The 23,969-nt window shown below is 38.5% G+C and carries 23 protein-coding genes; 17 read left to right on the forward strand and 6 right to left on the reverse strand.

Translation table 11 applies throughout. From position 1 onward, the window contains the following. Positions 1 to 10: 10 nt before the first annotated feature. The 3 genes from ACTJIV_RS00495 to ACTJIV_RS00505 form a co-directional block, all read right to left on the reverse strand. The gene (locus tag ACTJIV_RS00495) at positions 11 to 460 is read right to left on the reverse strand and encodes a GNAT family N-acetyltransferase (protein WP_111953801.1); all 450 of its coding nucleotides are present in this window, start codon (positions 458 to 460) and stop codon (positions 11 to 13) included. Next, positions 453 to 1,076: a ribosome biogenesis GTP-binding protein YihA/YsxC gene (gene yihA, locus ACTJIV_RS00500; RefSeq protein WP_111953803.1), complete on the reverse strand. Its 624-nt coding sequence runs from the start codon at positions 1,074 to 1,076 to the stop codon at positions 453 to 455. The genes ACTJIV_RS00495 and yihA overlap by 8 nt, the downstream gene beginning before the upstream one ends. 64 nt (positions 1,077 to 1,140) lie before the next feature. Next, on the reverse strand, positions 1,141 to 1,902 hold the full coding sequence (locus ACTJIV_RS00505; RefSeq protein WP_111953805.1) for an alpha/beta fold hydrolase: 762 nt from the start codon (positions 1,900 to 1,902) through the stop codon (positions 1,141 to 1,143). Between the two features lie 272 nt (positions 1,903 to 2,174). Between ACTJIV_RS00505 and mraZ the strand changes: the two genes are divergently transcribed. The 17 genes from mraZ (at position 2,175) to ACTJIV_RS00590 (ending at position 22,113) form a co-directional block, all read left to right on the forward strand. Continuing rightward, on the forward strand, positions 2,175 to 2,633 hold the full coding sequence (gene mraZ / locus ACTJIV_RS00510; protein WP_048501622.1) for a division/cell wall cluster transcriptional repressor MraZ: 459 nt from the start codon (positions 2,175 to 2,177) through the stop codon (positions 2,631 to 2,633). Between the two features lie 41 nt (positions 2,634 to 2,674). Beyond that, complete coding sequence (rsmH, locus tag ACTJIV_RS00515; RefSeq protein WP_111953807.1) at positions 2,675 to 3,568, forward strand: 16S rRNA (cytosine(1402)-N(4))-methyltransferase RsmH; 894 nt, start codon at positions 2,675 to 2,677, stop codon at positions 3,566 to 3,568. Between the two features lie 113 nt (positions 3,569 to 3,681). Further along, the gene (locus ACTJIV_RS00520; RefSeq protein WP_111953809.1) at positions 3,682 to 4,047 is read left to right on the forward strand and encodes an FtsL-like putative cell division protein; all 366 of its coding nucleotides are present in this window, start codon (positions 3,682 to 3,684) and stop codon (positions 4,045 to 4,047) included. Beyond that, a complete protein-coding gene (locus ACTJIV_RS00525) occupies positions 4,031 to 6,022 on the forward strand; it encodes a penicillin-binding transpeptidase domain-containing protein (RefSeq protein ID WP_223557836.1) in 1,992 nt (663 codons plus the stop codon). The genes ACTJIV_RS00520 and ACTJIV_RS00525 overlap by 17 nt, the downstream gene beginning before the upstream one ends. A 65-nt stretch (positions 6,023 to 6,087) precedes the next feature. Next, a complete protein-coding gene (locus tag ACTJIV_RS00530) occupies positions 6,088 to 7,548 on the forward strand; it encodes a UDP-N-acetylmuramoyl-L-alanyl-D-glutamate--2,6-diaminopimelate ligase (protein ID WP_440624951.1) in 1,461 nt (486 codons plus the stop codon). 47 nt (positions 7,549 to 7,595) lie between these two features. Further along, complete coding sequence (locus ACTJIV_RS00535) at positions 7,596 to 7,976, forward strand: four helix bundle protein (protein WP_228452614.1); 381 nt, start codon at positions 7,596 to 7,598, stop codon at positions 7,974 to 7,976. Positions 7,977 to 8,015: 39 nt separating this feature from the next. Continuing rightward, a complete protein-coding gene (gene mraY / locus ACTJIV_RS00540; RefSeq protein WP_111953817.1) occupies positions 8,016 to 9,257 on the forward strand; it encodes a phospho-N-acetylmuramoyl-pentapeptide-transferase in 1,242 nt (413 codons plus the stop codon). A 74-nt stretch (positions 9,258 to 9,331) separates the two neighbouring features. Next, positions 9,332 to 10,657, forward strand: a complete 1,326-nt coding sequence (gene murD / locus ACTJIV_RS00545) for a UDP-N-acetylmuramoyl-L-alanine--D-glutamate ligase (RefSeq protein ID WP_111953819.1) — start codon at positions 9,332 to 9,334, stop codon at positions 10,655 to 10,657. A 62-nt stretch (positions 10,658 to 10,719) separates the two neighbouring features. Beyond that, positions 10,720 to 11,958 carry an FtsW/RodA/SpoVE family cell cycle protein gene (locus ACTJIV_RS00550; protein WP_111954388.1) on the forward strand — a complete coding sequence of 413 codons (1,239 nt, stop codon included), beginning with the start codon at positions 10,720 to 10,722 and terminating at the stop codon, positions 11,956 to 11,958. Positions 11,959 to 11,991: 33 nt separating this feature from the next. Next, the gene (gene murG, locus ACTJIV_RS00555) at positions 11,992 to 13,104 is read left to right on the forward strand and encodes an undecaprenyldiphospho-muramoylpentapeptide beta-N-acetylglucosaminyltransferase (protein ID WP_440624954.1); all 1,113 of its coding nucleotides are present in this window, start codon (positions 11,992 to 11,994) and stop codon (positions 13,102 to 13,104) included. A gap of 50 nt (positions 13,105 to 13,154) precedes the next feature. After that, positions 13,155 to 14,528, forward strand: a complete 1,374-nt coding sequence (murC, locus tag ACTJIV_RS00560; RefSeq protein ID WP_440624956.1) for a UDP-N-acetylmuramate--L-alanine ligase — start codon at positions 13,155 to 13,157, stop codon at positions 14,526 to 14,528. Positions 14,529 to 14,604: 76 nt separating this feature from the next. After that, a complete protein-coding gene (locus ACTJIV_RS00565) occupies positions 14,605 to 15,570 on the forward strand; it encodes a cell division protein FtsQ/DivIB (RefSeq protein WP_223557841.1) in 966 nt (321 codons plus the stop codon). An 89-nt stretch (positions 15,571 to 15,659) separates the two neighbouring features. Then, positions 15,660 to 17,042 (forward strand): cell division protein FtsA, encoded by a 1,383-nt coding sequence (gene ftsA, locus ACTJIV_RS00570; RefSeq protein WP_111953827.1) that lies wholly within the window; start codon positions 15,660 to 15,662, stop codon positions 17,040 to 17,042. A gap of 117 nt (positions 17,043 to 17,159) precedes the next feature. Further along, positions 17,160 to 19,073, forward strand: a complete 1,914-nt coding sequence (ftsZ, locus tag ACTJIV_RS00575) for a cell division protein FtsZ (protein ID WP_111953829.1) — start codon at positions 17,160 to 17,162, stop codon at positions 19,071 to 19,073. Positions 19,074 to 19,184: 111 nt separating this feature from the next. Then, complete coding sequence (locus tag ACTJIV_RS00580) at positions 19,185 to 19,631, forward strand: GatB/YqeY domain-containing protein (protein WP_223557844.1); 447 nt, start codon at positions 19,185 to 19,187, stop codon at positions 19,629 to 19,631. A gap of 451 nt (positions 19,632 to 20,082) precedes the next feature. After that, positions 20,083 to 20,493: a BrxA/BrxB family bacilliredoxin gene (locus ACTJIV_RS00585; RefSeq protein WP_034701172.1), complete on the forward strand. Its 411-nt coding sequence runs from the start codon at positions 20,083 to 20,085 to the stop codon at positions 20,491 to 20,493. A gap of 105 nt (positions 20,494 to 20,598) precedes the next feature. Further along, positions 20,599 to 22,113 carry a GH3 auxin-responsive promoter family protein gene (locus ACTJIV_RS00590; RefSeq protein ID WP_440624960.1) on the forward strand — a complete coding sequence of 505 codons (1,515 nt, stop codon included), beginning with the start codon at positions 20,599 to 20,601 and terminating at the stop codon, positions 22,111 to 22,113. A gap of 74 nt (positions 22,114 to 22,187) precedes the next feature. Here the strand turns inward: ACTJIV_RS00590 and ACTJIV_RS00595 are convergent, their stop codons facing one another. From ACTJIV_RS00595 to ACTJIV_RS00605, 3 genes are read right to left on the reverse strand one after another with little or no spacing between them, the layout of a single operon-like run. Beyond that, on the reverse strand, positions 22,188 to 22,568 hold the full coding sequence (locus tag ACTJIV_RS00595) for a hypothetical protein (protein ID WP_111953835.1): 381 nt from the start codon (positions 22,566 to 22,568) through the stop codon (positions 22,188 to 22,190). Positions 22,569 to 22,591: 23 nt separating this feature from the next. Beyond that, positions 22,592 to 22,954 carry a hypothetical protein gene (locus ACTJIV_RS00600; RefSeq protein WP_111953837.1) on the reverse strand — a complete coding sequence of 121 codons (363 nt, stop codon included), beginning with the start codon at positions 22,952 to 22,954 and terminating at the stop codon, positions 22,592 to 22,594. 4 nt (positions 22,955 to 22,958) lie between these two features. Beyond that, a complete protein-coding gene (locus tag ACTJIV_RS00605; protein WP_440624962.1) occupies positions 22,959 to 23,933 on the reverse strand; it encodes an endonuclease/exonuclease/phosphatase family protein in 975 nt (324 codons plus the stop codon). Positions 23,934 to 23,969 lie beyond the last annotated feature (36 nt).

The following is a 23,969-nucleotide window of genomic DNA, read 5'->3' on the forward strand; positions in this document are numbered from 1 at the left end:
CTTCGCTTTTCTATTTTCTTATCATTTCCGTATGTGGAATATCATCTTCCAGGTATTTTTTCCCGGTATCTACAAATCCGAATTCGGAATAAAATCTTAATAAATAATCCTGTGCCGAGATTTTAATCTCTGAGGTATGAAAACGGTTCTCTATTGTTTCTACAGCATACTTAATCAGCTGTCGCCCCAGGTTTTTGCCTCTCGCCTGTTCCGTTGTGAGAACTCTTCCAAGAGAAGTTTCATCATACTTTATTCCTTTGTCAAAAACACGGCAGTACGCAAGAATCTGCCCATCTTCTTCAGCCCAGATATGAATTCCCTTCTGGTCGTAATTATCCAGATCAGGATAAGGACAGTTCTGCTCGATCACAAAGACATCAATACGGGCCTTTAAGACCGAGTACAGCTCAGGAACTGTAAACTCGTCGAAGGTTTTAATCTTCCAGATTATATTACTCATCAAAACTTACATTATTATTTTTCAGGAATTCATTCGTTTTCTGAATAAAATCCAGGATCTCATCACCACCCGTTTTCTTTTCCGCAGAAGTCACATACAGTTCGGGCAAATCATCCCAGGTTTTGTGCAGCTCGTTTTTATAGTTTTCTACATTTTGTATCGCAACATTCGGTTTCAGCTTATCAACTTTCGTGAAAACAATTGAAAAAGGAATTCCGCTTTCCCCGCACCACTGGATAAATTCCAGATCTATCTTTTGCGGAGTATGTCGTGAATCTACCAAAACGAAAAGGTTCACCAGGTTTCTTCTGTTCAGAATATAATTGGTAATCAGCTTTTCAAAATCCTTTCTTATAGATTTTGAAACCTTTGCATATCCATAACCCGGTAAATCCGTCAGATACCAGTCTTCATTTACTAAAAAATGATTGATCAGCTGAGTTTTTCCCGGAGTTCCGGAAGTTTTTGCCAGATCCTTGTGATTCATCATCGCATTAATCAGTGATGATTTTCCGACATTAGACCTTCCGATAAAAGCATATTCAGGCATAGTAGGCTCTGGGCATTCCTGCCATTTCCCACTACTCTTTACAAAATTTGCTGTTTTAATAACCATTTCTCGAATATTTTAGAAAAACAAACCATTAAGAAAAGCTCTTAATGGTTTATTATTATTTGTTTTAAACTTTGTCTTTTAACCAGCTGTAGAGAATTTCATTGAATTCGTCCGGTTTCTCCATCATCGCAGCATGTCCGCATTTCTCGATCCAGAAGAGATCTGAATTTGGAATAAACTTATGCATATCTTCAGCCACTTCAGGAGGTGTTACATTATCCTGTCTCCCCCAGATCAAACACGTAGGGGTTAAAATCTTAGGAAGGTCGTTCAGCATATTATGTTTAATAGCGCTTCTTGCCAGCATTACTGTTTTTATTCCTTTCATTCTGTCATTTACTACAGAAAAAACCTCGTCTACAAGATCTTCTGTGGCGATAGCAGGATCATAGAAAACCTCTTCCGTTTTCTTCCTTATGTAGGAACGGTCGTTTTTTCTTGGGAAACTGTCTCCGAAAGTTCTTTCATACAATCCAGAGCTTCCTGTTAATACAAGATTTTTCACCAGGTCCGGCCTTGCCAGAGTCAGAATAAGTCCCACATGTCCTCCCATAGAGTTTCCTACAATAGTAACAGGTCCGGAAATATGACTTTCTATAAACTTGATAATATATTTGGCAATAGTGGTAAGATTAGTATTGAGTACCGGTAAATCATAGATAGGCAACTGAGGAACATATACCTTGAATCCCTTTTCCGAAAAAAAATCTACCATCTTATCGAAATTACTCAAACCACCCATTAAACCGTGCAACAGCACCAATGGATGTCCTTCTCCCGCCTCTACAAAAGTATATTTCTTTTCTTTTTTTGTACTAAATATCATAAAATGCCTTAATAAAGCTCTGCAAAAATACAAATTAAACCTCAAAAAAATTTTGATTACCCTAATTTAAACTAAAAATAATATAATATCATTCTTTTTCTTTACTTTTTTCAGAACCTCTTTACTATGGCTTAAATAACATATTTTACAACAAACAACATATCAATTACTTACCCGTTTCAAATTGAATCTTTAATAAAACTTATTAACATTAAGTCAAAAAGTGGGAAAAAGTGGGAAATTTTGGAAATTATTATATAAATTTGTCCCAAATGAAAAGTTTCATTGGAACATATGAGTGTAAAATTGACGACAAAGGCCGTTTAAAAGTTCCCTCCTCCCTGATCAAACAGATGGAAAACTTCGACGATAAGGCATTTGTAGTCAAGAGATCTGTGTTCCAGCCTTGCCTCGAAGTCTATCCTATGAATGCATGGGACAAACTGATGGGCAAAATTAATAAGCTAAACAGATTCATTAAAAAGAATGCTGATTTCATTCGAATGTTTACGGCAGGGGTAAAAACAGTAGAGTTGGACAATGCGGGAAGACTTCAGATCTCAAAAGATCTGGTTCATTTTGCAAACCTTCAGAAAGATACTGTCATTACCAGCGCAGGAGAGCTTTTTGAAATTTGGGATAAAGAAGCCTATGAAAAGGTGATTTCTACCAATGAAGCTGATTTTGCAAGCCTGGCCGAAGATGTAATGGGCTCTTTCGATGAAGAATAAACCACACTTGCAGTAAAAAGCAAGTAAAAACACAATTAAGTATGTACCACAACCCCGTTTTATTGAAGCAGAGCGTTGATGATTTGGTGACGAATCCTGACGGAATATACGTGGACTGCACTTTTGGAGGAGGAGGCCACTCAAGAGAAATTTTGAGCAGACTTTCAGAAAAAGGAAAACTTTTCAGTTTTGATCAGGATCTGGATGCTCTTAAAAATACAATTGACGATCCCAGGTTTACACTGGTGAATCAGAATTTCAGGTTTTTGGAAAACTCTATGCTGATGTATGGTATTTCCCAGATAGACGGAGTATTGGCAGACCTTGGCGTTTCATCCCATCAGTTTGATGAGGCAGAAAGAGGTTTTTCTACCAGAAACAACGCTCCTCTGGACATGAGAATGAACGTGATGCAGAATCTTGATGCCAAGAGAGTGATCAATGAATATGAGGAAACTGAGCTTGCCGATATTTTTTATCATTACGGTGAATTGAGAGAAGCAAGAAAGCTGGCAAGAGATATTGTTCATCACAGAAAAACGAAAACCATCACGACGACCGAAGACCTGAAAAAACTTTTCAGCTACCTTCCGCCCCATAAGGTTAATAAATTCTATGCACAGCTTTTTCAGGCAATAAGAATAGAAGTTAACCAGGAGCTTGAAGCCCTGAAAGAAATGCTTGTTCAGTCTCTGAATATTTTAAAACCCGGAGGAAGACTTGTCGTGATTTCTTACCATTCATTAGAAGACCGTCTGGTAAAAAGATTCCTTAAAAACGGAATGTTTGAAGGAGAGCAGCAGAGAGACATCTACGGAAACTATAAAAAGGTATTTGAATTGCTTAAAAGTAAAGCGATCATCCCGGATGACAAGGAGATTGAAGAAAACTCAAGAGCAAGAAGTGCAAAAATGAGAACCGGAATTAAAGTGTAAAAGTGAATGGCAAATAAGTGAATTGTCAATTGTGAAAAGTGAATAAAGATTCATAAGAAATTGACCATTGACAGGCAAAGCGGATTCACTGCAAACAAATTGATATAAACAAATTGGCAAAACGAACAACAAATCGCCCTCAGAAGAAGCTCACTTTTATAGACATTATAAAAGGAAACTTTCTGAACCGTGATGAGATCAAAACTCATTACAGGTATTTTTTGCTGTTGTTCATCCTCATGATGGCGATGATTTATAGCAATCACCTCGTCAACAAGAAGATCAAAATTGTCAATGCATTAAAAGAAGAAACTGAAGAATATAAATCAAGAAACGCTTACGCCCAGAGTAAGCTGATCAAAGTAAAAATGGAATCCCAACTGGGGAAGGAAGTAGCAAAAGATTCACTGATGACTTTGGAAAACCATCCTCATAAATTGCTAATCAAACTGGACAGTACAGATGCAAAAACAAAATGAATACGATAACAAACGTAAAAAAACGTTAAGGTGGGGCTACCTCTTCGCTGTAGGAGTCTTGTGCGTATTTGTGATGTTTCTTGCTAGGATCGTGATCCTGCAAAACACTAATGTTCAGGAAATTAAGGACGATTACATTAATAAAAATTACCGCGAAGCCACTCTTAAGGCTGCCCGCGGAAACCTGTTCGCTTCAGACGGATCCATTCTGGCAACAACCGTAATGCGCTATGATATCTATCTTGATTTTAAAACAATGAAGGATACAATCTACAGCAACAATATCGGTGCATTGACGGATTCTTTGAGCAAAATGTTCGGAAAACCCAGAGGAGAATTCAGAAAGAAATTTGACGAACAGAAAAAGAAGAAAAACCAATACTATACTTTAGTTAAAGGGCTCGACTTTGATGAGTACGACAGGATCAGAAACTTCCCAATCTTCAAAAAAGGAAAAAATAAAGGCGGTTTTATCGTCGACAGAAATTATAAAAGAGAACTGGCTACATCAGAAATTGGAGCGGGAACCATCGGTATGGATAACGGCGAAGTTAAAGCCGGTCTTGAAGGCGCTTTTTCTAAATACCTTACAGGAACCGACGGAAAAAGATTGGAGCAAAGGATCAACTCATCCCAATGGAAGCCCATCGACTACTGGAAGGTAAAAGAACCTGTTGACGGTGAAGATGTTTACACCACTTTAGACCTTAGGATTCAGGATATTGCCCACTCTGCTTTAGAGAAACAGCTGATCACTTTTGAAGCCAAGCACGGAACAGTGATCGTCATGGAAACCGAAACCGGAAAAGTACGGGCTCTTGTCAACCTGAGAAGAATGGAATCGGGAGAATATGAAGATTCTTATAACTATGCTTTAAAAGACAATATCGAACCGGGATCAACCTTTAAAACCATTTCACTTTTAGCTGCAATGGACGATGGCTTCATTGATGAAAATACAACCGTAAATGTAGGAGGCGGAGTCTGGACTTATGCCAAGCAGAGAATTTCAGACGGTCATGGCGGGGGAACTTACGATATAAGTGATGTTTTAGCCAAATCAAGCAACGTGGGAACCGCAAAATTGATTACAAAATATTATGCAGAAAAACCACAGATCTTTCTTGATCACCTGAGAAGATGGAAATTATTCGACAAAATGGATATCGAGCTTCCGGGAATCACAAAACCGAAAATCGTAACTCCACAAAACAAGAGATGGAATGCCGCAACACTGGCTTCAATTTCTTACGGATATTCATCAAATATCAACCTGTTACAGCTAACAACCTTCTATAACGGGGTTGCTAACGGCGGTAAAATGCTTAAGCCTCTGTTCATCGACAAGATCATGAAAGAAGGAAAAGTAGTCTACAGTGCGAAGCCCGAAGTAATGGTGAACAAAATGGCATCAGAAAAAGCGATTAAAATGATGACCAGCGCACTTACCAAAGCCGTGGAAAAAGGAACGGGACGAAGCATCTTTACACCCAACCTGAAAATGGCAGGAAAAACAGGTACCGCAAGATTTGAATACTGGTTACCAGGCCCAATGAAATACCGCGCATCATTTGCCGGCTTCTACCCTGCAGACCAACCGAAATATACCTGCTATGTGATGATTAGTGAGCCCAATACCGCAAAAGGTTTTTATGGGGGATCCGTTTCAGCTCCGGTATTTAAAGAAATTGCAGGAAAAACATTCCTGAAGACCCCGCAGAATATTGAAAAAGAAATGCTGGTAGACAGAAAGGTGAATCTCAGTAAAATGGTAGAGCCTAATGTAAAGGTAGCTGTTAATAATAAACAGATGCCTAATGTAGTAGGCCTCATCGGTAAAAATGTGATCCCCCAACTGGAAAACTTAGGTTACAGAATTGATTATAAAGGTGTTGGAAGAATTAAAGAACAGTTCCCGCTGGAGGGCACAATAATCAGCAAAAACCAGAGAATTTATTTGTCTCTGCAGAATTAAAATAACAGAAACAAGTCTCAAAGGACTACTAATAAAGGATAGGAAAAATTCCTCTCAGATATAAAATGATAATAACAGAATTATTAAAAAGGATCCCAGTTTTAGAAATTCACGGCGAAGATACCCGTGAGGTTTCCGAATTGGTTTTCGACAGCAGAAAGGTTACGGAAGGCTCACTCTATGTAGCAGTGAGAGGAACCGTTGCAGACGGACACTCCTACATTGCATCATCTGTTGAAAAAGGTGCAAAAGCTATTGTATGTGAAGAGTTTCCAGAAACCATGGATGAAAGCGTTACCTACATCAAGGTGAAAGATTCATCTAAAGCATTGGGACATTTGGCATCCAATTTTTATGGAAATCCGTCACAAAAGCTTAAACTGATCGGAGTTACCGGAACCAACGGAAAAACATCTGTATCTACCCTTCTTTTTGATGTATTCAAAAACCTGGGGTACGATTCTGCACTGCTTTCTACAGTGGAAATCAGAATCGGCGAAAAAATTATCCCGGCAACGCATACAACTCCGGATGTTATTACCATTAATAAAATTTTAGCCCAGGCTGTTGAAGAAGGTTGCGAATTTGCTTTTATGGAAGTAAGTTCTCACGGAATTGCTCAAAACAGAATTGAAGGTTTACATTTTAAAGTGGCTGGTTTCACCAACCTTACTCATGATCATTTAGACTATCATAAAACGTTCGATGAATATCTGAAAACAAAGAAAAGATTTTTTGACGAACTGGGAGATACAGCCATAGCCATCACCAATGTGGATGATAAAAACGGGATGGTGATGCTTCAGAATACAAAGGCAAAGAAAAAGTCTTACGCTATGAAAACCATGGCAGATTACCATGGAAAATCTTTAGAAATAGATTTCAACGGAATGCTGCTGAACTTTAACGGAAAAGAATTCTGGACTACACTGACAGGAAAATTCAATATTTATAATCTACTGCTGGTTTTCGGAATTGCTTCCGAACTTGGTTTTGAGCAGGATGAAATTTTGCAGGCAATCAGCAAACTGAAAAGAGTTTCCGGAAGGTTTGAAACATTCAAATCAGATGGCGGAATTTTCTTCATTGTTGATTATGCACACACGCCGGATGCATTAGAAAATATTTTGGACAGCATCAACGATATCAGAACGAAAAATGAAAGGCTGATCACCGTTTTCGGGTGTGGAGGTGATAGAGATCACTCCAAAAGGCCTGAAATGGGAAATATTGCCACTAAAAAATCAACACTGGCAATCATCACTTCAGATAATCCCAGAACCGAAGATCCCGCCCAGATCATCAAAGAAATTGAAGCAGGCGTTGAACCTCAGAACTTCAGCAAATACACTTCAATTCCGGATAGAAAAGAGGCTATAAAAATGGCAATCAGGTTCGCAGAACCAAGAGATATAGTGTTAGTAGCCGGAAAAGGGCATGAAAACTATCAGGACATTAATGGTGTGAAACATCATTTTGACGACAAAGAAACGATCAACGAACTTTGGAAGTTAATGAGCAAATAAAAATAAGATTAAAAGATTTAAATTATTTAAAGGATTAAAAAATTTTGATGATGACTAAAAATTTTGAAAATTTCCCGGTTTACATCAAGAGCTTAGATTTAATTGAAAAAGTTTATTTATTTCTCAAAAGTGAAAATTTAGAAAGAGAATTTGAATTTAGTAACCAAATAAAAAGAGCCGGATTTTCAATATCCAATAATATTGCAGAAGGCTCAGAATATAACAATAACAGACAATTTATTAAGTATTTAAAAATTGCAAAAGGCAGTTGTGCCGAAGTTAGAAGTATGATAATTGTGAGTAAAAGATTAAAATTAGGAGATGAAAATAAAGCAGAAGAAATTATTAATCTTTCACGGGAAGTTTCTTCTAATATTTCAAACTTTATTAAGTATTTAAGTGAAAATATGGAGAGACCTCTTCCTTAAATCTTTAAATAAATTAAATTTTTAAATTAAAGAAAAGACATGCTATACTATCTATACGAATATCTAACCAGTCAGGGAATCCACATACCGGGATTGGGAATGCTGAAATACATTTCTTTCCGTGCAGGTATTGCCGTGCTGTTTTCTCTCATTATTGCCTTAGTCTACGGGAAGAGAATTATCAATTATCTGAGATCAAAACAGATGGGTGAATTGGTGCGTGACCTTGGATTGGACGGACAAAAGCAGAAAGAAGGGACTCCTACTATGGGAGGACTTATTATTATCATTGCAACCATTATTCCGGTGCTGCTTTTTACGAGGATTACCAATGTGTATATTGTTTTGCTTCTTGTTTCCATGTTATGGATGGGAGCTATAGGTTTCGTAGATGATTATTTAAAAAAGATCAAAAAAAATAAAGACGGTCTGAGCGGAAAATTTAAAATTGTAGGCCAGGTCGGATTAGGGCTAATTGTCGGAATTACAATGTATTTCCACCCGGACATTACCGTCAAAAGAAAATATGCAGATGCTAAAGTAGTGAACAGAAACAATGTAGAGCAAAACTTTATGCCTACAGAAAAAATTACCGTTTCTACTGTTCCGTTTGCAAAAAACAACGAGTTCGATTACAGTGGAATTCTGTTCTGGATGAATGATAAAGATGCCCATGAGTGGGCATGGATTGTCTTTATTCCAATCGTTATTTTCATTGTAACTGCCGTATCAAACGGAGCTAATATTACAGACGGAATAGATGGGCTTGCAGCAGGAACCAGTGCCATCATACTGCTCACCCTCGCGCTGTTCGCTTATCTTTCCGGGAACATTATTTTTGCAGATTACCTCAATATTATGTTCCTTCCGAATATGGGTGAAACCACCATTTTTGCAGTAGCTATGGTAGGTGCCGTAATAGGTTTCTTCTGGTACAACACCTATCCGGCACAAGTTTTTATGGGCGATACAGGAAGTCTGATGCTTGGAGGGGTAATTGCTGTTTTAGCCATTATTTTAAGAAAAGAACTCCTGATTCCGGTATTATGTGGAATCTTCCTGATTGAAAACGTGTCTGTCATGCTGCAGGTTGTTGTTTTCAAATACAGAAAAAGAAAATACGGGCTGGAATATGCCCAGAATAACAGATTTTTTAGAATGTCACCATTACATCACCATTATCAGAAAGGTGGTTTCCATGAGAGTAAGATCGTAAACAGAATGATCATCATCGGTGTAATGCTGGCTATTGTATGTCTGATCACATTAAAAATGAGATAAATTTATCAAAGTAAGAGTATTAAAAATAAAACCAAATTACATTAATACTTTTTACATTTTACAAAAAAATAAATATGAAAATAGTTGTTTTAGGAGGTGGAGAGAGCGGGTGCGGAGCTGCTTATTTAGCGAAAAAACAAGGTCTGGAAGTTTTTCTTTCAGACAAAGGAGCTATTAAGGATAACTACAAACAGTTTTTAGCCGAAAATGAAATTGAATTTGAAGAAGGAAACCACAACGAAGATAGAATTTTAAATGCCGACTGGATCGTAAAAAGCCCGGGAATTCCCAAAAAGGCGGATATTGTTCACAAAATTCATGAAAAAGGAATAAGACTTTCCTCTGAAATTGAATTTGCTTCAGAATTTACTGATGCCAAAATCATTGCCATTACAGGAAGTAACGGAAAAACAACAACAACTTCCCTGATCTACTACATCCTGAAAAATGACGGACTGAATGTAGGGCTGGGAGGAAACATAGGATACAGCTTTGCAAAGCAGGTGGCCGATGAGAATCATGAATATTATGTTCTGGAAGTAAGTTCTTTCCAACTGGATGATATTCAGAACTTCAGACCTTATATTTCCCTGCTGTTGAACCTGTCCCAGGATCACCTGGATCAGTACAACTACAATTATGAAGAATATGCTTTAGCTAAATTCAGAATTGCTGAGAACCAGGAAAATGATAATTTCTTCATCTACAACAAAGATGACGAGATGAGCAAAAACATCCTTGAAAAGCTGGAAATAAAAGCGAAAATGATTCCCTTCTCCACAAAAGAAAAATTGTCTGAAGGAGGTTTCGTTGATGACGATCAGATCGTGATAAAAATGAAGGATGAGTTCTCAATGAAGCTTGATAAGCTTTCCCTTCTTGGAAATCACAATGTTGCCAATAGCCTGGCTGCCTCAATAGCCGGTAAAATACTGGAAATCAACAATGAAAGCATTAGAAATTCATTGATGACCTTCCAGGCAGTAGAGCACAGACTTGAATTCGTAACAGAAACCAATGGTGTAAAATACATCAACGACAGTAAGGCAACAAATGTAAACGCTACCTACTATGCTTTAGAAAGCATGAAAACTCCAACGGTTTGGATTGTAGGAGGTTTAGATAAAGGAAACGATTACTCGGAAATTGAGGATCTCGTTAAAAGAAAAGTAAAAGCAATTGTCTGCTTGGGAATAGACAATACGAAGATCATAAACTTCTTTAAAGACAAAAAAGAATTTATCTATGATACTTCAAGCATGGAAGAAGCCGTGAAAATATCAAAATCACTGGCAAAAAGCGGAGATACTGTTCTGCTTTCCCCATGCTGCGCAAGTTTTGACCTCTTCAAAAGCTATGAAGACAGAGGAAAACAGTTTAAAGAGCAGGTATTAAAGTAAAAGTAAAATGACGGATGTAAAAGTACATTGTACAGCATACATTTTACATGAATACAAAAAATATGGACGAACAGAACACAGAAAACAGAATAGAACTGCTAAAGGGCGATAAAGTACTTTGGATGGTCATCCTTGTGATCTCCATTTTCTCTATTTTCCCGGTATATTCTGCAAGTTCAAATCTGGAATATATCGTTAATAACGGGACCACTACAGGCCACGTTATCAAGCATATGTTCTTTGTAGTTCTGGGTCTGGTGATCATGAGAGTCGTTGGAATGGTAAAATATGAGTACATCGGTAAGCTCAGCAGTATCCTGCTCGGCTTAATGATTGTGCTTCTCGTTGTCACCATGTTTACAGGACAAACCATTGATGGGGCCAGTGCTTCAAGATGGCTCAAAATTCCCGGCACACCGATCTCATTCCAGCCGTCGTCATTTGCCTTTTTAATGCTCGTCATTTATCTCTGCAGGTATCTGACCAAGAAAATAACCAGGGAAAGACTTCCGATTGAGAACATTATGTACATATTCGGACCTATCCTGTTGGTATTTGTTTTAGTGGCAAAAGACAACGGTTCCACAGCATTGATGATCCTGCTGGTTTCTGTTATTGTTCTGATTATAGGACAGCTTCACTGGAAATACATTGCAGGCTTCATATCTTCCTCATTTGTAGCCATTGTTCTCTTCCTGATTATTGCATTAAATACCAACCTCATCGGCGGTAACCGTGTGCATACCTGGATGAGCCGTATCGAAACATTTACCTCCAGCAAAGCAAAAACAGCTGATGTAGATGATGAAAGCGTAAAAGCCAAAAACTACCAGGTCATGCAGGCCAAAGCCGCTATTGTCCATGGTGGAATTACCGGAATGGGACCCGGGAAAAGTGCATTGAAGCAGATGCTTCCACAGTCCGCCTCCGACTTTATTTTTGCCGTGATTGTAGAGGAATATGGGCTTATTGGTGCCGCTTTCCTGATCTGTCTCTATCTTATTATGATGATCAGAATTGTGATGATTGCCAGCAAGATGCCCGCCTTTTTTGGCTCGCTCCTCGTGCTCAGTCTCGGAGTGATGATCTTCATACAGCTTTCTGTTAATATTGCAGTAGCCGTTAATCTGATCCCGGTAACAGGGCAGCCATTACCATTAATAAGTTATGGAGGAACCTCCATGTTGGTCACCTATCTCCAGCTTGGAATTATTTTAAATATAAGCTCAAGAATCCAGATATACGATGAAGAAGGAATGGGCAAAAAACAAAGTGTAGCAGAAATTAATGATATCGCTTAACTCAAAACAAACGGTACCAATAAGACAATAAAAATGAACGAAAAACTAAAAGTAGTATTATCCGGAGGCGGAACAGGAGGACACATCTTCCCGGCTATCGCTATTGCAGATGAAATCAGAAGAAGATTTCCTGATACGGAATTTTTGTTCATCGGAGCTAACGGAAAAATGGAAATGGAAAAAGTTCCGCAGGCAGGCTATAAAATCGAAGGCATTGATATCGCCGGAATAGACAGAGGAAATATTTTATCAAATTTAGGACTGCCTTTCAAAATTTTGAAAAGCCTATCTAAATCGAAGAAAATCATTAAGAACTTCGCTCCCGATTTTGCGGTCGGAACTGGAGGTTTTGCAAGCGGACCGGCTTTATATGAGGCCAGTAAACTGGGAATTCCAATCTTTATTCAGGAGCAGAACGCCCATGCAGGGGTAACCAATAAAATCTTAAGTAAAAAAGCTAAAGCAGTTTTCACAGCTTATCCAAAAGTGGAAGGCTTTCCTTCTGAAAAAATAAAATTCCTGGGCAACCCTATTCGTGAGAATATCATTACAGGAATGGCAGAGACCAATTTGGCAAAAGAAAAAATGGGACTGAGCAAAGATAAGCTTACCATCCTTTCAGTAGGTGGTTCTTTAGGATCCAGAACACTGAACAATGCGTGGAGATCTCATTTAAATGAAGTAATCAAAAAAGATTATCAGCTCATCTGGCAGACAGGAAAGCTTGATTATAAAGATATTGTAGAAGAAACAAAAGGCATCGACAGCAGAAACATCCAGATCCTTGAATTCATCAAAGATATGGAGCTGGCCTACTCTGCAGCTGACATTATTGTTTCAAGGGCCGGAGCCATTGCCATTTCAGAGCTGGCGGTAGCAAAAAAACCGGTTCTTCTGGTACCTTTCCCGTTCGCGGCAGAAGACCACCAAACCAAAAATGCCATGAATCTGGTTGAAAAAAATGCAGCAAGAATGGTAAAAGACTCTGAAATGCAGGACAAATTCTGGAATACACTGGAAGAGATCTGCAGCAGTGAAAGTATAAGAAATGAAATGTCTCACAATCTGGAATATTTTGCCAAGCCCAATGCCGCAAAAGAGATTGTAGATGAGATATTTAAAACTGTAAAAAGTAAAATGTATTAACGACGAAACTTACATGAATACATTTTACAAAATACATTAATACAAAAAGAATGAACATATTAGAAACATATCAAAATTATTACTTCGTAGGAATCGGAGGTATAGGAATGAGTGCTTTGGCACGCTATTTCAATGCTTCCGGTAAAAAAGTGCTGGGTTACGACAAAACGAATACCAAGCTTACTGACCTGTTGATGAAAGAAGGAATTGATATTGTTTTTGAAGATACTATTGACGAAAAAATAACCACACTTCAAAAAGAAAACACTCTGGTAATCTATACTCCCGCCATTAAAACATTGGGGATATTAGATTATTTCAACCAAAATCAGTTTGAAGTTTTAAAACGGGCCAAGGTTTTAGGCCTGATCACAGAAAATACAGATTGTATTGCTGTAGCAGGAACCCACGGAAAAACAACTACTTCTACATTGGTTTCTCACCTGTGTAAAGAAGCCGATCTTCCGTTTTCATGCTTTTTAGGTGGTATTTCTGAGAATTTCAGATCAAACTTTCTGTATAATGGCACACAGTATTCTGTAGTAGAAGCAGATGAATATGACAGAAGCTTTCTAAACCTTTCCCCGGACTGGGCAGTAGTAACCTCTACCGATGCAGACCATCTGGATATTTATGGTGATAAAAGCCATATCGAAGAAGGGTTTAAACAGTTTGCTGCATTAGTTCCGAATGACAAACAGCTTTTTGTAAGAAAAGGGCTGGATATTGGCAGAGACCATAAAACCTATGCTGTCAATGAGGTGGCAGATTATTATTCCGATAATCTCCGCATGGAGCATGATAAGATCTATTTTGATTTCCATACCCCTTCTGAAACCATTAAAGATTTCGTATGGGAAATCCCTGGAATCCATAATGTGGAAAATGCTACAGCAGCATTGGCAATCCTTCACAATTTAGGCGTAGATTTTGACACGCTGAAAAGAGCTATTGCCAATTTTAAAGGAATTAAAAGAAGATATACCAAGCATATTTATCTTAACGGTAAGATTTATATCGATGATTATGCACATCACCCAACAGAAATCAATGCGGTAGTGAGTTCAATCAAAACCTTTTACCCGGATAAAAAGCTGTTGGTGGTCTTTCAACCTCATCTTTTCAGCAGAACAAGAGATTTCGCTGACGGATTTGCAGAAAGCTTAGGGAAAGCAGACGAACTAATCCTTCTCGATATTTATCCCGCAAGAGAGCTTCAGGAGAATTTTGAAGGAATAACCTCTGACTGGCTGTTGGAAAAAGTAAATTTAGATAAAAAAGAGAAATCGGACTTGTCCGGTGCTTTTGAAAAAATAAAAGAAAAAGATTTTGATATCCTTCTCACCGTAGGCGCAGGAAATATTGATACCCTGTATGATCCTATTTGTGAATGGATAAATTCTTCTGTACAAAGTACAATGTAAAAAGTACAGAGATCATTAATAAGGTAACTAATTAGAATACAATAGTACACTGTACTTTTTACATTGTACAAAATATATGAAAAATAAATACAGAATATTAAAAATTGCTGTCACAGTGATCATCCTCGGATTACTGCTGAGTTTCTCATTAAAGAGATTCAGCGGCCAGAAGATTACGGACAATAAGATTTCTGTAAAAATGAATGAAAAAACACCCGTATACTTCATTGATGAAAAAGATATCCGGGAAATTGTAAAAAAAGAAAACCCTTCCGGAAAAGTGGGAGATCTGAATATTCCGACACTTGAAAAGAAGATCAATTCACTTCCTGCCGTAGACAGTGCCAATGTCTATTTAAACCTGAACGGAAAATTATACCTCGATATCAAGCAGAGAGTTCCTGTTTTCAGGCTGAATAAAGACGGAAAAGACTTCTATGTAGATGAAAAAGGAACAGAATTCCCTATTTCCAAAACCTACTCGCATCCATGCATGCTGGTAACCGGAAATGTGAAACCGGATGAATATCAGAAACTGGCCGAGCTGGTTGAGAAAATTGATAAAGACGATTTCAGCAAAAAATTCTTTATCGGAATTTCAAAAAGCAAAGACGATTATAACCTCCTGACCAGTGACGGAAATTATAAAGTGGAAATAGGAGATCTGGACAATATTGAATTTAAAGTAAAAGGTCTGAAAACATTTGTAGAAAAATATCTTGTATTTCAGGATCCTCAAAAGTACAGCATGGTCTCTGTAAAATATCAGAACCAGATTGTAACCACTTTAAATCCTTATTTTAAAGAAAACGACAGTATTCTGAAAGCAGGGAATATGGAACTGGCGAAGGCCCCGGCTCTGGCAGCGGTTAAAAAGCCTGATATTCTTCCTAAATCTGCAGAAACAAAGAAAACAAAAACGTCTTCAGCTAAACCGAAAGAAAAAGCAAAGCCAAAGACTACAGTCAAACCAAAGGAAACTAAAAAAACAGAGAAAAAGCCAGCGGCTACAAAGCCTAAGGCAAAAGTAAAAATAGAATAAAAAAGTCCTGATGGACAATTAGCATAAAACCGGAATAAACCCCGGATTGAAAACAAGGAAAAGTAGAAAAAAAATCAAATCGACATAAAATGGAAAATCAAGAGTATTCAGTAGGTCTGGACATCGGGACAACGAAGATTGTCGCGATTGTCGGAAGGAGGAATGCGCACGGGAAGATAGAAGTTCTCGGGGTTGGAAAGGCCAAAAGTCTTGGAGTTCATAAAGGAATTGTGAATAATATCTCACAGACCATTAATTCAATCAAGGCCGCCGTTTCTGAAGCACAGTCCAGCGCAGGAGTTCCCATCCGTAAAGTGACAGTAGGTATTGCAGGAAAACACATCCGTTCTCTGCAGCATTCCGACTATATCATGCGCGAGCATCCGGATAAATTTATTACAGATGACGACATCGAAGCACTGAAAGACCAGGTAAAAAAGCTTGTGATGCTTCCCGGAGAAGAAATTATCCATGTTCTTCCACAGGAATATAAAGTGGATTCCGAAGGCGAAATTCAGGAGCCGGTAGGAATGCACGGAAAACGTTTAGAAGCTAATTTCCATGTAGTGGTAGGACAAATGGGCAGCATCAGAAACATCGCAAGATGTGTAAGAGAGGCCGGCCTGGAAATGGAAGCCCTTACCCTGGAACCTTTAGCGTCTTCAGAAGCCGTTTTAACCAAAGAAGAAAAAGAAGCCGGTGTTGCCATTGTAGACATCGGAGGTGGTACCACAGATATTGCCATCTTCAAAGACAATATCATCCGTCATACCTGCGTAATTCCTTACGGAGGCGGAATTATTACGGAAGATATCAAAGAAGGCTGCTCTATTATAGAAAAACATGCAGAACAATTGAAAGTAAAATTCGGTTCTGCTGTTCCGGAATTAGAAAAAGACAGTACATTTGTCACTATTCCCGGGCTTCACGGAAGACCGGATAAGGAAATCTCTCTTAAAACCCTGGCACAGATCATCAATGCCAGAGTAGAAGAGATCCTGGAAATGGTGAATACAGAATTAAAAGCTTACGGGGCATTTGAACAAAAGAAAAAGCTGATTGCAGGGATTGTCCTTACAGGAGGTGGATCCAACTTAAAGCATCTTCGTCAGCTTGCCAATTATACAACAGGTTTTGACAGCAGAATCGGTTTTGCCAACGAATATATTGCCAACGATAAAAACCAGTACCTGAAAGGCCCGGAATTTGCTACATCAATCGGCTTGCTGATGGAAAGCTTAAAGATCCGCGACAAAAAACAGGGATCAGAAACAGAAGAGCTTGTTGAAGAGGAATTGGCCAAAGCTGAAACTGTTCCTTCACAAACAGAGACAGTGCAGCAGGCTCAGCCGACAGCAATAGCTCAGGAACAGTCCGTTGTTAGTGAGCAGCAGGAAAACAGAAGAGCGAAACTGACTTTCGGGCAGTCGCTTATGGAAAAAGTTAAAAAATTCTTTGAAGAAGTAGAGTAAAATATAAATGATAGAAGATCATTGATAATTGATAAATAAAATGCACAATTTATTGCCGGCGCCATTTATCACTCATCAGTTATCATTCGTCAATCATCAATTATAAAAAGCATAGTTATGGAAAATATAGGTACACAAGGATTTTCATTTGATTTGCCAAAAGGAAATTCATCCATTATAAAAGTAATCGGTGTAGGAGGCGGCGGAAACAACGCCCTGAAGCACATGTACGAGAAAGGTATTTACGGAGTAGATTTCGTGGTCTGTAATACCGATGCCCAGACTTTAGACAATAACCCTGTTGCCAACAAAGTACAGCTGGGGACTACCATCACCGAAGGTCTTGGTGCCGGAGCAGATCCTGAAGTTGGGGAAAAATCCGCTATTGAAAGCATTGAAGAGATCAAAGCATCCATGGGACAGAATACCAAAATGGTGTTCATTACAGCCGGAATGGGTGGCGGTACAGGTACCGGAGCCGCTCCGGTTATTGCCAAAGTAGCCAAAGATATGGGAATTCTAACGGTAGGTATCGTTACTGTTCCTTTCAGCTTTGAAGGCAAAAGAAGACTTGAACAGGCCGAAATAGGTCTGGAAAAATTAAGAAATAATGTTGACTCACTGATTGTGATCAATAATGATAAACTAAGACAGCAATTCGGAAACCTTGGCTTCAAGCAGGGATTCTCAAAAGCCGATGAAGTTTTAACCAATGCCGCAAAAGGAATGGCAGAAGTTATTACCGGTTACTTTGATGTAAACATTGACTTTAGAGATGCTAAATCTGTCCTTCAGAACTCCGGTACGGCTTTGATGTCTACAGGAATTGCTTCAGGAGAAAACAAAGCAGAAGAAGCGGTTAAAAAAGCACTGGATTCTCCGTTGTTGAATGACAACAAGATCACAGGGGCTAAAAACGTTCTTCTACTGATCAGAAGTGGTGCAGAAGAAGTAACCATGGATGAGATCGGGGTAATTATGGACCATATCCAGAAAGAAGCTGGAAATACCGCTGATATTATCTTCGGGGTGGGTGCAGATGAGGAATTAGGAGATTCTGTAAGCGTTCTTGTTATCGCCACAGGTTTTTCAAATGACAGCAAAAGATTCGCCGGGCCTACTGAAAAAATCAGAATTAGCCTTAACGACAGTTTAGAGACTCCGAAAGCCTCTCCTTTTAAAACAAGGGAAGAAAGAGATGCTACTTCTGAAACAACTCGCGATTTCGGAGGAAAACACACGTTCAGGCTGGATGATGAAGACAGTGATGCTCCACAATTCGGTATGACTTCTTCTGAAAAAAAAATGATTATTAAAGAAGAAGAAATTAAAACCGAAATAAAATTCTTTGATAAAGAGGAAGATACACAGAATAGCTGGAGAAATGAACAAGAAGCAGAGGAACAATCCTACAGCCTATTCTCTCATGATGACGAAGAAGGAGAAGATCCCAATGATCTGGAAATTGAATCTTTTAAATTTGATTTTGATGCCAGAAAAGATGAAGCTCCGTCTACACCGGCAACCCGTGCTTTCTCAGATGAAAAGCCTGTTGAGTTCAGTTTCTTTGTCAATAATCAGCCTTCGTCTAATGAGCCTAAAACAGATTTCGGACAGCCAAAAGCAGAGTTTACAGCTCCAGCCAGTACAGTAACAGAAATTCCGGTTCAGGCAGTTGAAGCTATCTTCCACACAAGACAGGAAGAGCCGAAAGCTGAAACAAAACCAGCTTTTGAGGAAAAAACAGAAATTGAAACGCCAAAACCCACTGAGTCAGAATTCACGTTTGTAAATAAAGCTGTTGATCAGGAAAGAATTTCGGAGAGAAGAAATAAATTAAAAGAATTCAATTCACGCTATCAAAGCTTTGACAGCACAAGCGAATTCGAATCTGTTCCTGCTTTCAAAAGAAAAAATATTGCCATTGACGGAACCAATGCATCTGACCAGAATATCAACACGTATCTGTCCGATAACAACGGATCCATGCAGGTGAGAGAAAACAGATTTTTAAATAAAGATGTTGATTAAATTAATATAACAATGTAAAATGTACCAATGTAACAATACAACCGTCATGCTGAGTTTGTGAAGCATCTCATTGGTAAACTGTTACATTGATACATTGTTAAATTTAAAACCATGAGTTTAGAAAATACTATAAGTGAAGCGATTAAAACAGCGATGAGAGAAAAAGACAGGGTTGCTCTGGACTCTCTGAGAGCTGTAAAAGCTCAGATTTTACTTCTACAGACGGAAGCAAGAGGTGCTGAAGTTTCTGCAGAACAGGAAATTGCGATCCTTCAGAGAATGATCAAGCAGCGTAAAGATTCTTTCGAACAGTTCGCAGCACAGGGAAGAAATGACCTTGCGGAAGTGGAAGAAGCACAGATGAAAGTGATTGAGAAGTTTCTTCCTGAACAGCTTAGTCCGGAAGAGCTTGAAGCAGAAATTAAGAATATTATTGCCCAAACCGGAGCCGAGTCTGCCAAAGACTTAGGGAAGGTGATGGGAGCCGCTTCAAAAGCGTTGGCAGGTAAGTCTGACGGAAAAAGCATTTCCGAAATGGCTAAGAAGCTGCTTTCGTAAACAGGGTACGTGAAACGAGGTTCGGGTATATATCATCTCAAACATGAAACACGATCCCCAAAACAGGATATCCAACCTTTGCATATCGATTTGATTAAAGAATCCCGGAGCGCTGGCGTTCCGGGATTCATTTTTTTGATATTCAAATTTAATTCAGTCTGTCATCATTCAAAACTGAATAAGCTTTACTTAACTGCTGTAAATTACATCATGTTAAATAATTTGAATGCTCGAGGGAAAGCATAAATGTTTTTTTCATGGTCAGTCGTTTTCAGAATCATTTCAAATTTAATACTTAATTATCATTATTCATAACTTTATTTCATGTTTTTTGGAATATTATTGAAATATTAATATTGTATTAATTTTTTATGACTAAAGCTTTGATAGTTTTTATATATTGAACAAACGCAAAGAATTGTTTAACTTTGTATCGATAAAAACAAAATATATGTATCCAACAGATTTAGTAATGCCTATGAAGGCAGAACTTACAGATAAAGGTTTCGAAGATTTAACATCTCCAGCACAGGTAGAAGAGGCTTTAAAGCAGCCGGGAACTACTCTATTGGTTATTAATTCAGTATGCGGATGTGCAGCAGGTGCAGCAAGACCCGGAGTTGTCTATTCTTTGACAGGTGACAAAAAGCCCGATCATTTAACAACTGTTTTTGCAGGATTTGATACGGAAGCTGTAGCAGAAGCAAGAAAACATCTTGCACCATTCCCTCCAAGCTCACCATGTGTAGCTCTTTTCAAGGATGGTGAATTAGTTCACATGCTGGAAAGACATCACATTGAAGGTAATCCTGCAGGCGCTATTGCAGCTAATCTTCAGGCAGCTTTTGATGAGTATTGCTAAGAAATAATAAATCTAAATACAGAGCCGTTACATAATTTGTAGCGGTTTTTTTATTTAACACCATAAAAATTCTCTAAAAATCCAAATATTATTATATTTGTTGGAATGGCAACAAAGGCACTTTTCAATACTGTGGTCAACTGGTTTATCCGCCAAAGGATAGATCAGATTCAGAATTTCATGGATCATCCCATTGAAACTCAGAAAGGTATACTCTTTTCCCAGCTGTTTCATGCAGAAGACACTGAATATGGCAAAACCTACGGCTTTAATTCGATTTCGAGCTACCAGGACTTCAAAAACAAGGTTCCGATCGTTACTTATGAAGATTTTGAACCTTATATTGAGAAAGCAAGGCAGGGGCAAAAAGATATAAGCTGGCCGGGCTACATCAAACATTTTGCAAAATCATCGGGAACCACAAATGCAAAGAGCAAATTTATTCCTATTTCTGCAGAAAGCCTTGAATACTGTCATATGAAGGCAGGAAAGGACATGGTTTCCATCTACGCCAACAACCATCCTGAAAACCAGCTATTCACTAATAAAAACCTGCGTTTGGGAGGAAGCTCTGAGCTTCATGCAGATTTCAACACCAAATTCGGGGATCTTTCAGCTATTTTAATTGACAATCTTCCTTTTTGGGTGGAGATTACTACAACGCCAAGTAAAAAGGTTTCCCTGATGTCTGAATGGGAAAGCAAACTTAAAGCGATCACCTCAGAAGTAAAAAATGAAGATGTGGGAAGTATCCTTGGGGTACCCAGTTGGATGATGGTTCTGCTCCAAAGAGTTTTAAAAGAGACGGACAGCGGAAGTATTTCTGAGCTGTGGCCTAATTTAGAGGTCTTTTTTCACGGCGGAATCAGTTTTAAGCCATACAAGGACCAGTACAGGCAGATCATCGGAAAAAAGATCAATTACTACGAAATTTACAATGCTTCTGAAGGCTTCTTCGGGATACAGGACAGATCAAACAGTGATGAAATGTTGCTGATGCTGGATTATGGTATTTTTTACGAGTTCATTCCGATGGACCAGTTTCATTTTTCCAATCCGAAAGTTGTAAGCCTGGAAGATGTTGAAGTCGGGAAAAACTATGCCATGGTGATCACTACCAACGGAGGACTGTGGAGATACCTGATTGGCGATACCGTTGTGTTTACTTCGACCAATCCTTTCAGAATAAAAATTACGGGAAGAACCAAACATTATATCAACGCGTTCGGAGAAGAACTGATGATTACCAATGTAGAGTCTGCCCTTACCAAAGCCTGTGAAGTTACCGGGGCAAGCATAACCGATTTTACGGGGGCTCCTGTTTTTATGAAAGAAAATGAAAGTGGTGCCCATGAATGGATTTTCGAGTTCAGCCAGCATCCGGATGATCTGGAGCGTTTTACCGATGCTTTTGATCATCATTTAAAAACGATCAATTCAGATTATGAGGCCAAAAGATACAATAACCTGACTCTGAAAAGGCCAATTGTCCACAGTGCAAAACCTAATCTTTTTTACCACTGGCTGGAATCCAAGGGAAAACTTGGCGGCCAGAATAAAGTTCCGAGGCTAAGCAACGACAGGGAGTATATAGATCCTTTGCTGGAGCTTAACAAGTAATAACATTCCTCAAAAGATATGTAACAAAAAACGCAGTCAAATTTTTGACTGCGTTTTCTTTATTTAGTATTTCACTATTTCTTCAGATCTTCCTTCAGCTGTTTCGCTCCCTCTTCTACTTTGGCAGCTCCTTTTGCCGCAGCATCTTTTACATCCTGGCCAACTTCCTTAGCTCCGGCTTTGATATCTTTTCCGGCCTTATTAAGGTCTTCCTTAGCTTTTTGGGCAGCATCGTCTATTTTATTTCCGGCTGCATCCACTTTAGTTTTTACATTTTCTTTAGCCTTGTCTATTTTAGCGGTATCTATAACAGCAGTAGGCGTTTCTGAAACTGTAGTCGTTGTCGTTGTTACCGATCCGTCTGCGCTTTCAACCTGTTCTGTTTTAGTTGTTGATTTTGTGCATGATACAGCAAGTACTGCCACTGCAGCTGCTGCTAAAATTTGTTTTTTCATATTGTATATTTTTTTAAATGTATTTATTCTGTTTTTGTTCCGTTGGCGGGCGGGCTGTCAGCCGTTTTCTTTTTCTTCTCTGCTTCAGTCTTTTTCTTATCCTCTTCCTGCTTTTTTTTATTTTCTTTATCAAGCTCTTCTTTCAGCTTCTGTTCTTCTTTCTGAAGTTTTTCTGCCTGTTTTATAGAGTCCTGGTATTTCTGTGAAGACATCCGGATCTGGCGGACAATATCTATTGATGTTGCTCCTGCCGAAAATGAATCCACCGCTGCCGTATCATAATGAATTTTTACGTCCTGATCGGCGGCGAAACCCGGAGTTTCTTTCTTTGAGCAGGCCATTAAAAACAATGATACCATAAAAACTGCAGACAGTAAATTTTTCATGGAACTAATTTAGCAGAAATTCTGCAATTACAGGATAGTGATCCGATAATTTTACAGCATGATCCACTTTATAGCTTAAAGGAATAATGGATTTTGATGTGAATATATAGTCGATCCTAAGCGGAACTTTATAATCGTGAAAGCTGGTAGAAGCACCATTTCCTACCGTAACAAAGGCATCCTGAAGGTCTTTTCCCAGGTTATAATATTCATAGGAATTAGGCACCGAATTAAAATCACCTGCCAGGATAACCGGATAAGGTGAGAAATCAATTACTTTTCTGATTTTTCTGATCTGATCTTCATGAGCCTTAAAGGTCGGAGTCATATGAGAAAGAAGATTGGTAATTTTCCCTCCTATGTTTGCAAGACCATCAAATTTAAGCATTGATTTGTGAAGCCTGAAAGGTTCCAGATAAACAGTAACCACCCTTATGATCTTTCCGTTGATGTCTACATCTGCATAGAAAGAGTTTCCTCTTGCCTTATCCTCAATCAGCTGTTCCTGTCTTAAGATTTTATGTTTTGTTTTCAGAATAACCGACGGATATTTTATCATATCCCGTTTTATTGCTCTGTTGGTATCTTTTTCCTGAACAAGAATAATATCTGCATTCTGATCTGTAATGTACTTTTTTACTTTGTCCCAGCCGAAATCTCCGTATTTTACATTAAATGTAAGAACTTTAATATCTCTGATCGACTTTAAATTCTCCGTTTTTGGTGAGAAGTTTACCCACCTTCTTACCGGGTTATAAAAAAGAAGAGCACCTAAAGCAAAAGCAATAGCGATTTTCTTTCTTTTAAAAATCCAGACAAGCGTCAGTAAAACATAGATTAAAATCAGATAGGGAAACCCTAGGGAAAGCAGGTTAAGACTGCCTAAAAAATTAGGCGGAATCCACGCGTTACCTAATGTGCACAGGAGCAGCACGGCAACAGCAATATGTATAAACAGCAGTAATTGACTCAGCTTCATGAAGTAACGGTCTAGGGTATATTTTTTTCATCAAAA

The organism is Chryseobacterium sp. 22532, from assembly GCF_052044665.1.
In the GTDB taxonomy this organism is placed as follows: Bacteria; Bacteroidota; Bacteroidia; order Flavobacteriales; family Weeksellaceae; genus Chryseobacterium; species Chryseobacterium lathyri.

What these genes read in the sequence shown, in the direction of transcription:
- ftsZ (WP_111953829.1), top strand. Translation starts at nt 17,160, where the DNA reads ATGGAAAATATAGGTACACAAGGATTTTCATTTGATTTGCCAAAAGGA.
- ftsA (WP_111953827.1), top strand. Translation starts at nt 15,660, where the DNA reads ATGGAAAATCAAGAGTATTCAGTAGGTCTGGACATCGGGACAACGAAG.
- ACTJIV_RS00600 (WP_111953837.1), bottom strand. Translation starts at nt 22,954, where the DNA reads ATGAAAAATTTACTGTCTGCAGTTTTTATGGTATCATTGTTTTTAATG.
- ACTJIV_RS00525 (WP_223557836.1), top strand. Translation starts at nt 4,031, where the DNA reads ATGCAAAAACAAAATGAATACGATAACAAACGTAAAAAAACGTTAAGG.
- rsmH (WP_111953807.1), top strand. Translation starts at nt 2,675, where the DNA reads ATGTACCACAACCCCGTTTTATTGAAGCAGAGCGTTGATGATTTGGTG.
- ACTJIV_RS00550 (WP_111954388.1), top strand. Translation starts at nt 10,720, where the DNA reads ATGGACGAACAGAACACAGAAAACAGAATAGAACTGCTAAAGGGCGAT.
- ACTJIV_RS00530 (WP_440624951.1), top strand. Translation starts at nt 6,088, where the DNA reads ATGATAATAACAGAATTATTAAAAAGGATCCCAGTTTTAGAAATTCAC.
- ACTJIV_RS00585 (WP_034701172.1), top strand. Translation starts at nt 20,083, where the DNA reads ATGTATCCAACAGATTTAGTAATGCCTATGAAGGCAGAACTTACAGAT.
- murD (WP_111953819.1), top strand. Translation starts at nt 9,332, where the DNA reads ATGAAAATAGTTGTTTTAGGAGGTGGAGAGAGCGGGTGCGGAGCTGCT.
- ACTJIV_RS00565 (WP_223557841.1), top strand. Translation starts at nt 14,605, where the DNA reads ATGAAAAATAAATACAGAATATTAAAAATTGCTGTCACAGTGATCATC.
- murC (WP_440624956.1), top strand. Translation starts at nt 13,155, where the DNA reads ATGAACATATTAGAAACATATCAAAATTATTACTTCGTAGGAATCGGA.
- murG (WP_440624954.1), top strand. Translation starts at nt 11,992, where the DNA reads ATGAACGAAAAACTAAAAGTAGTATTATCCGGAGGCGGAACAGGAGGA.
- mraZ (WP_048501622.1), top strand. Translation starts at nt 2,175, where the DNA reads ATGAAAAGTTTCATTGGAACATATGAGTGTAAAATTGACGACAAAGGC.
- ACTJIV_RS00505 (WP_111953805.1), bottom strand. Translation starts at nt 1,902, where the DNA reads ATGATATTTAGTACAAAAAAAGAAAAGAAATATACTTTTGTAGAGGCG.
- ACTJIV_RS00535 (WP_228452614.1), top strand. Translation starts at nt 7,596, where the DNA reads ATGATGACTAAAAATTTTGAAAATTTCCCGGTTTACATCAAGAGCTTA.
- ACTJIV_RS00605 (WP_440624962.1), bottom strand. Translation starts at nt 23,933, where the DNA reads ATGAAGCTGAGTCAATTACTGCTGTTTATACATATTGCTGTTGCCGTG.
- ACTJIV_RS00595 (WP_111953835.1), bottom strand. Translation starts at nt 22,568, where the DNA reads ATGAAAAAACAAATTTTAGCAGCAGCTGCAGTGGCAGTACTTGCTGTA.
- yihA (WP_111953803.1), bottom strand. Translation starts at nt 1,076, where the DNA reads ATGGTTATTAAAACAGCAAATTTTGTAAAGAGTAGTGGGAAATGGCAG.
- mraY (WP_111953817.1), top strand. Translation starts at nt 8,016, where the DNA reads ATGCTATACTATCTATACGAATATCTAACCAGTCAGGGAATCCACATA.
- ACTJIV_RS00495 (WP_111953801.1), bottom strand. Translation starts at nt 460, where the DNA reads ATGAGTAATATAATCTGGAAGATTAAAACCTTCGACGAGTTTACAGTT.
- ACTJIV_RS00580 (WP_223557844.1), top strand. Translation starts at nt 19,185, where the DNA reads ATGAGTTTAGAAAATACTATAAGTGAAGCGATTAAAACAGCGATGAGA.
- ACTJIV_RS00590 (WP_440624960.1), top strand. Translation starts at nt 20,599, where the DNA reads ATGGCAACAAAGGCACTTTTCAATACTGTGGTCAACTGGTTTATCCGC.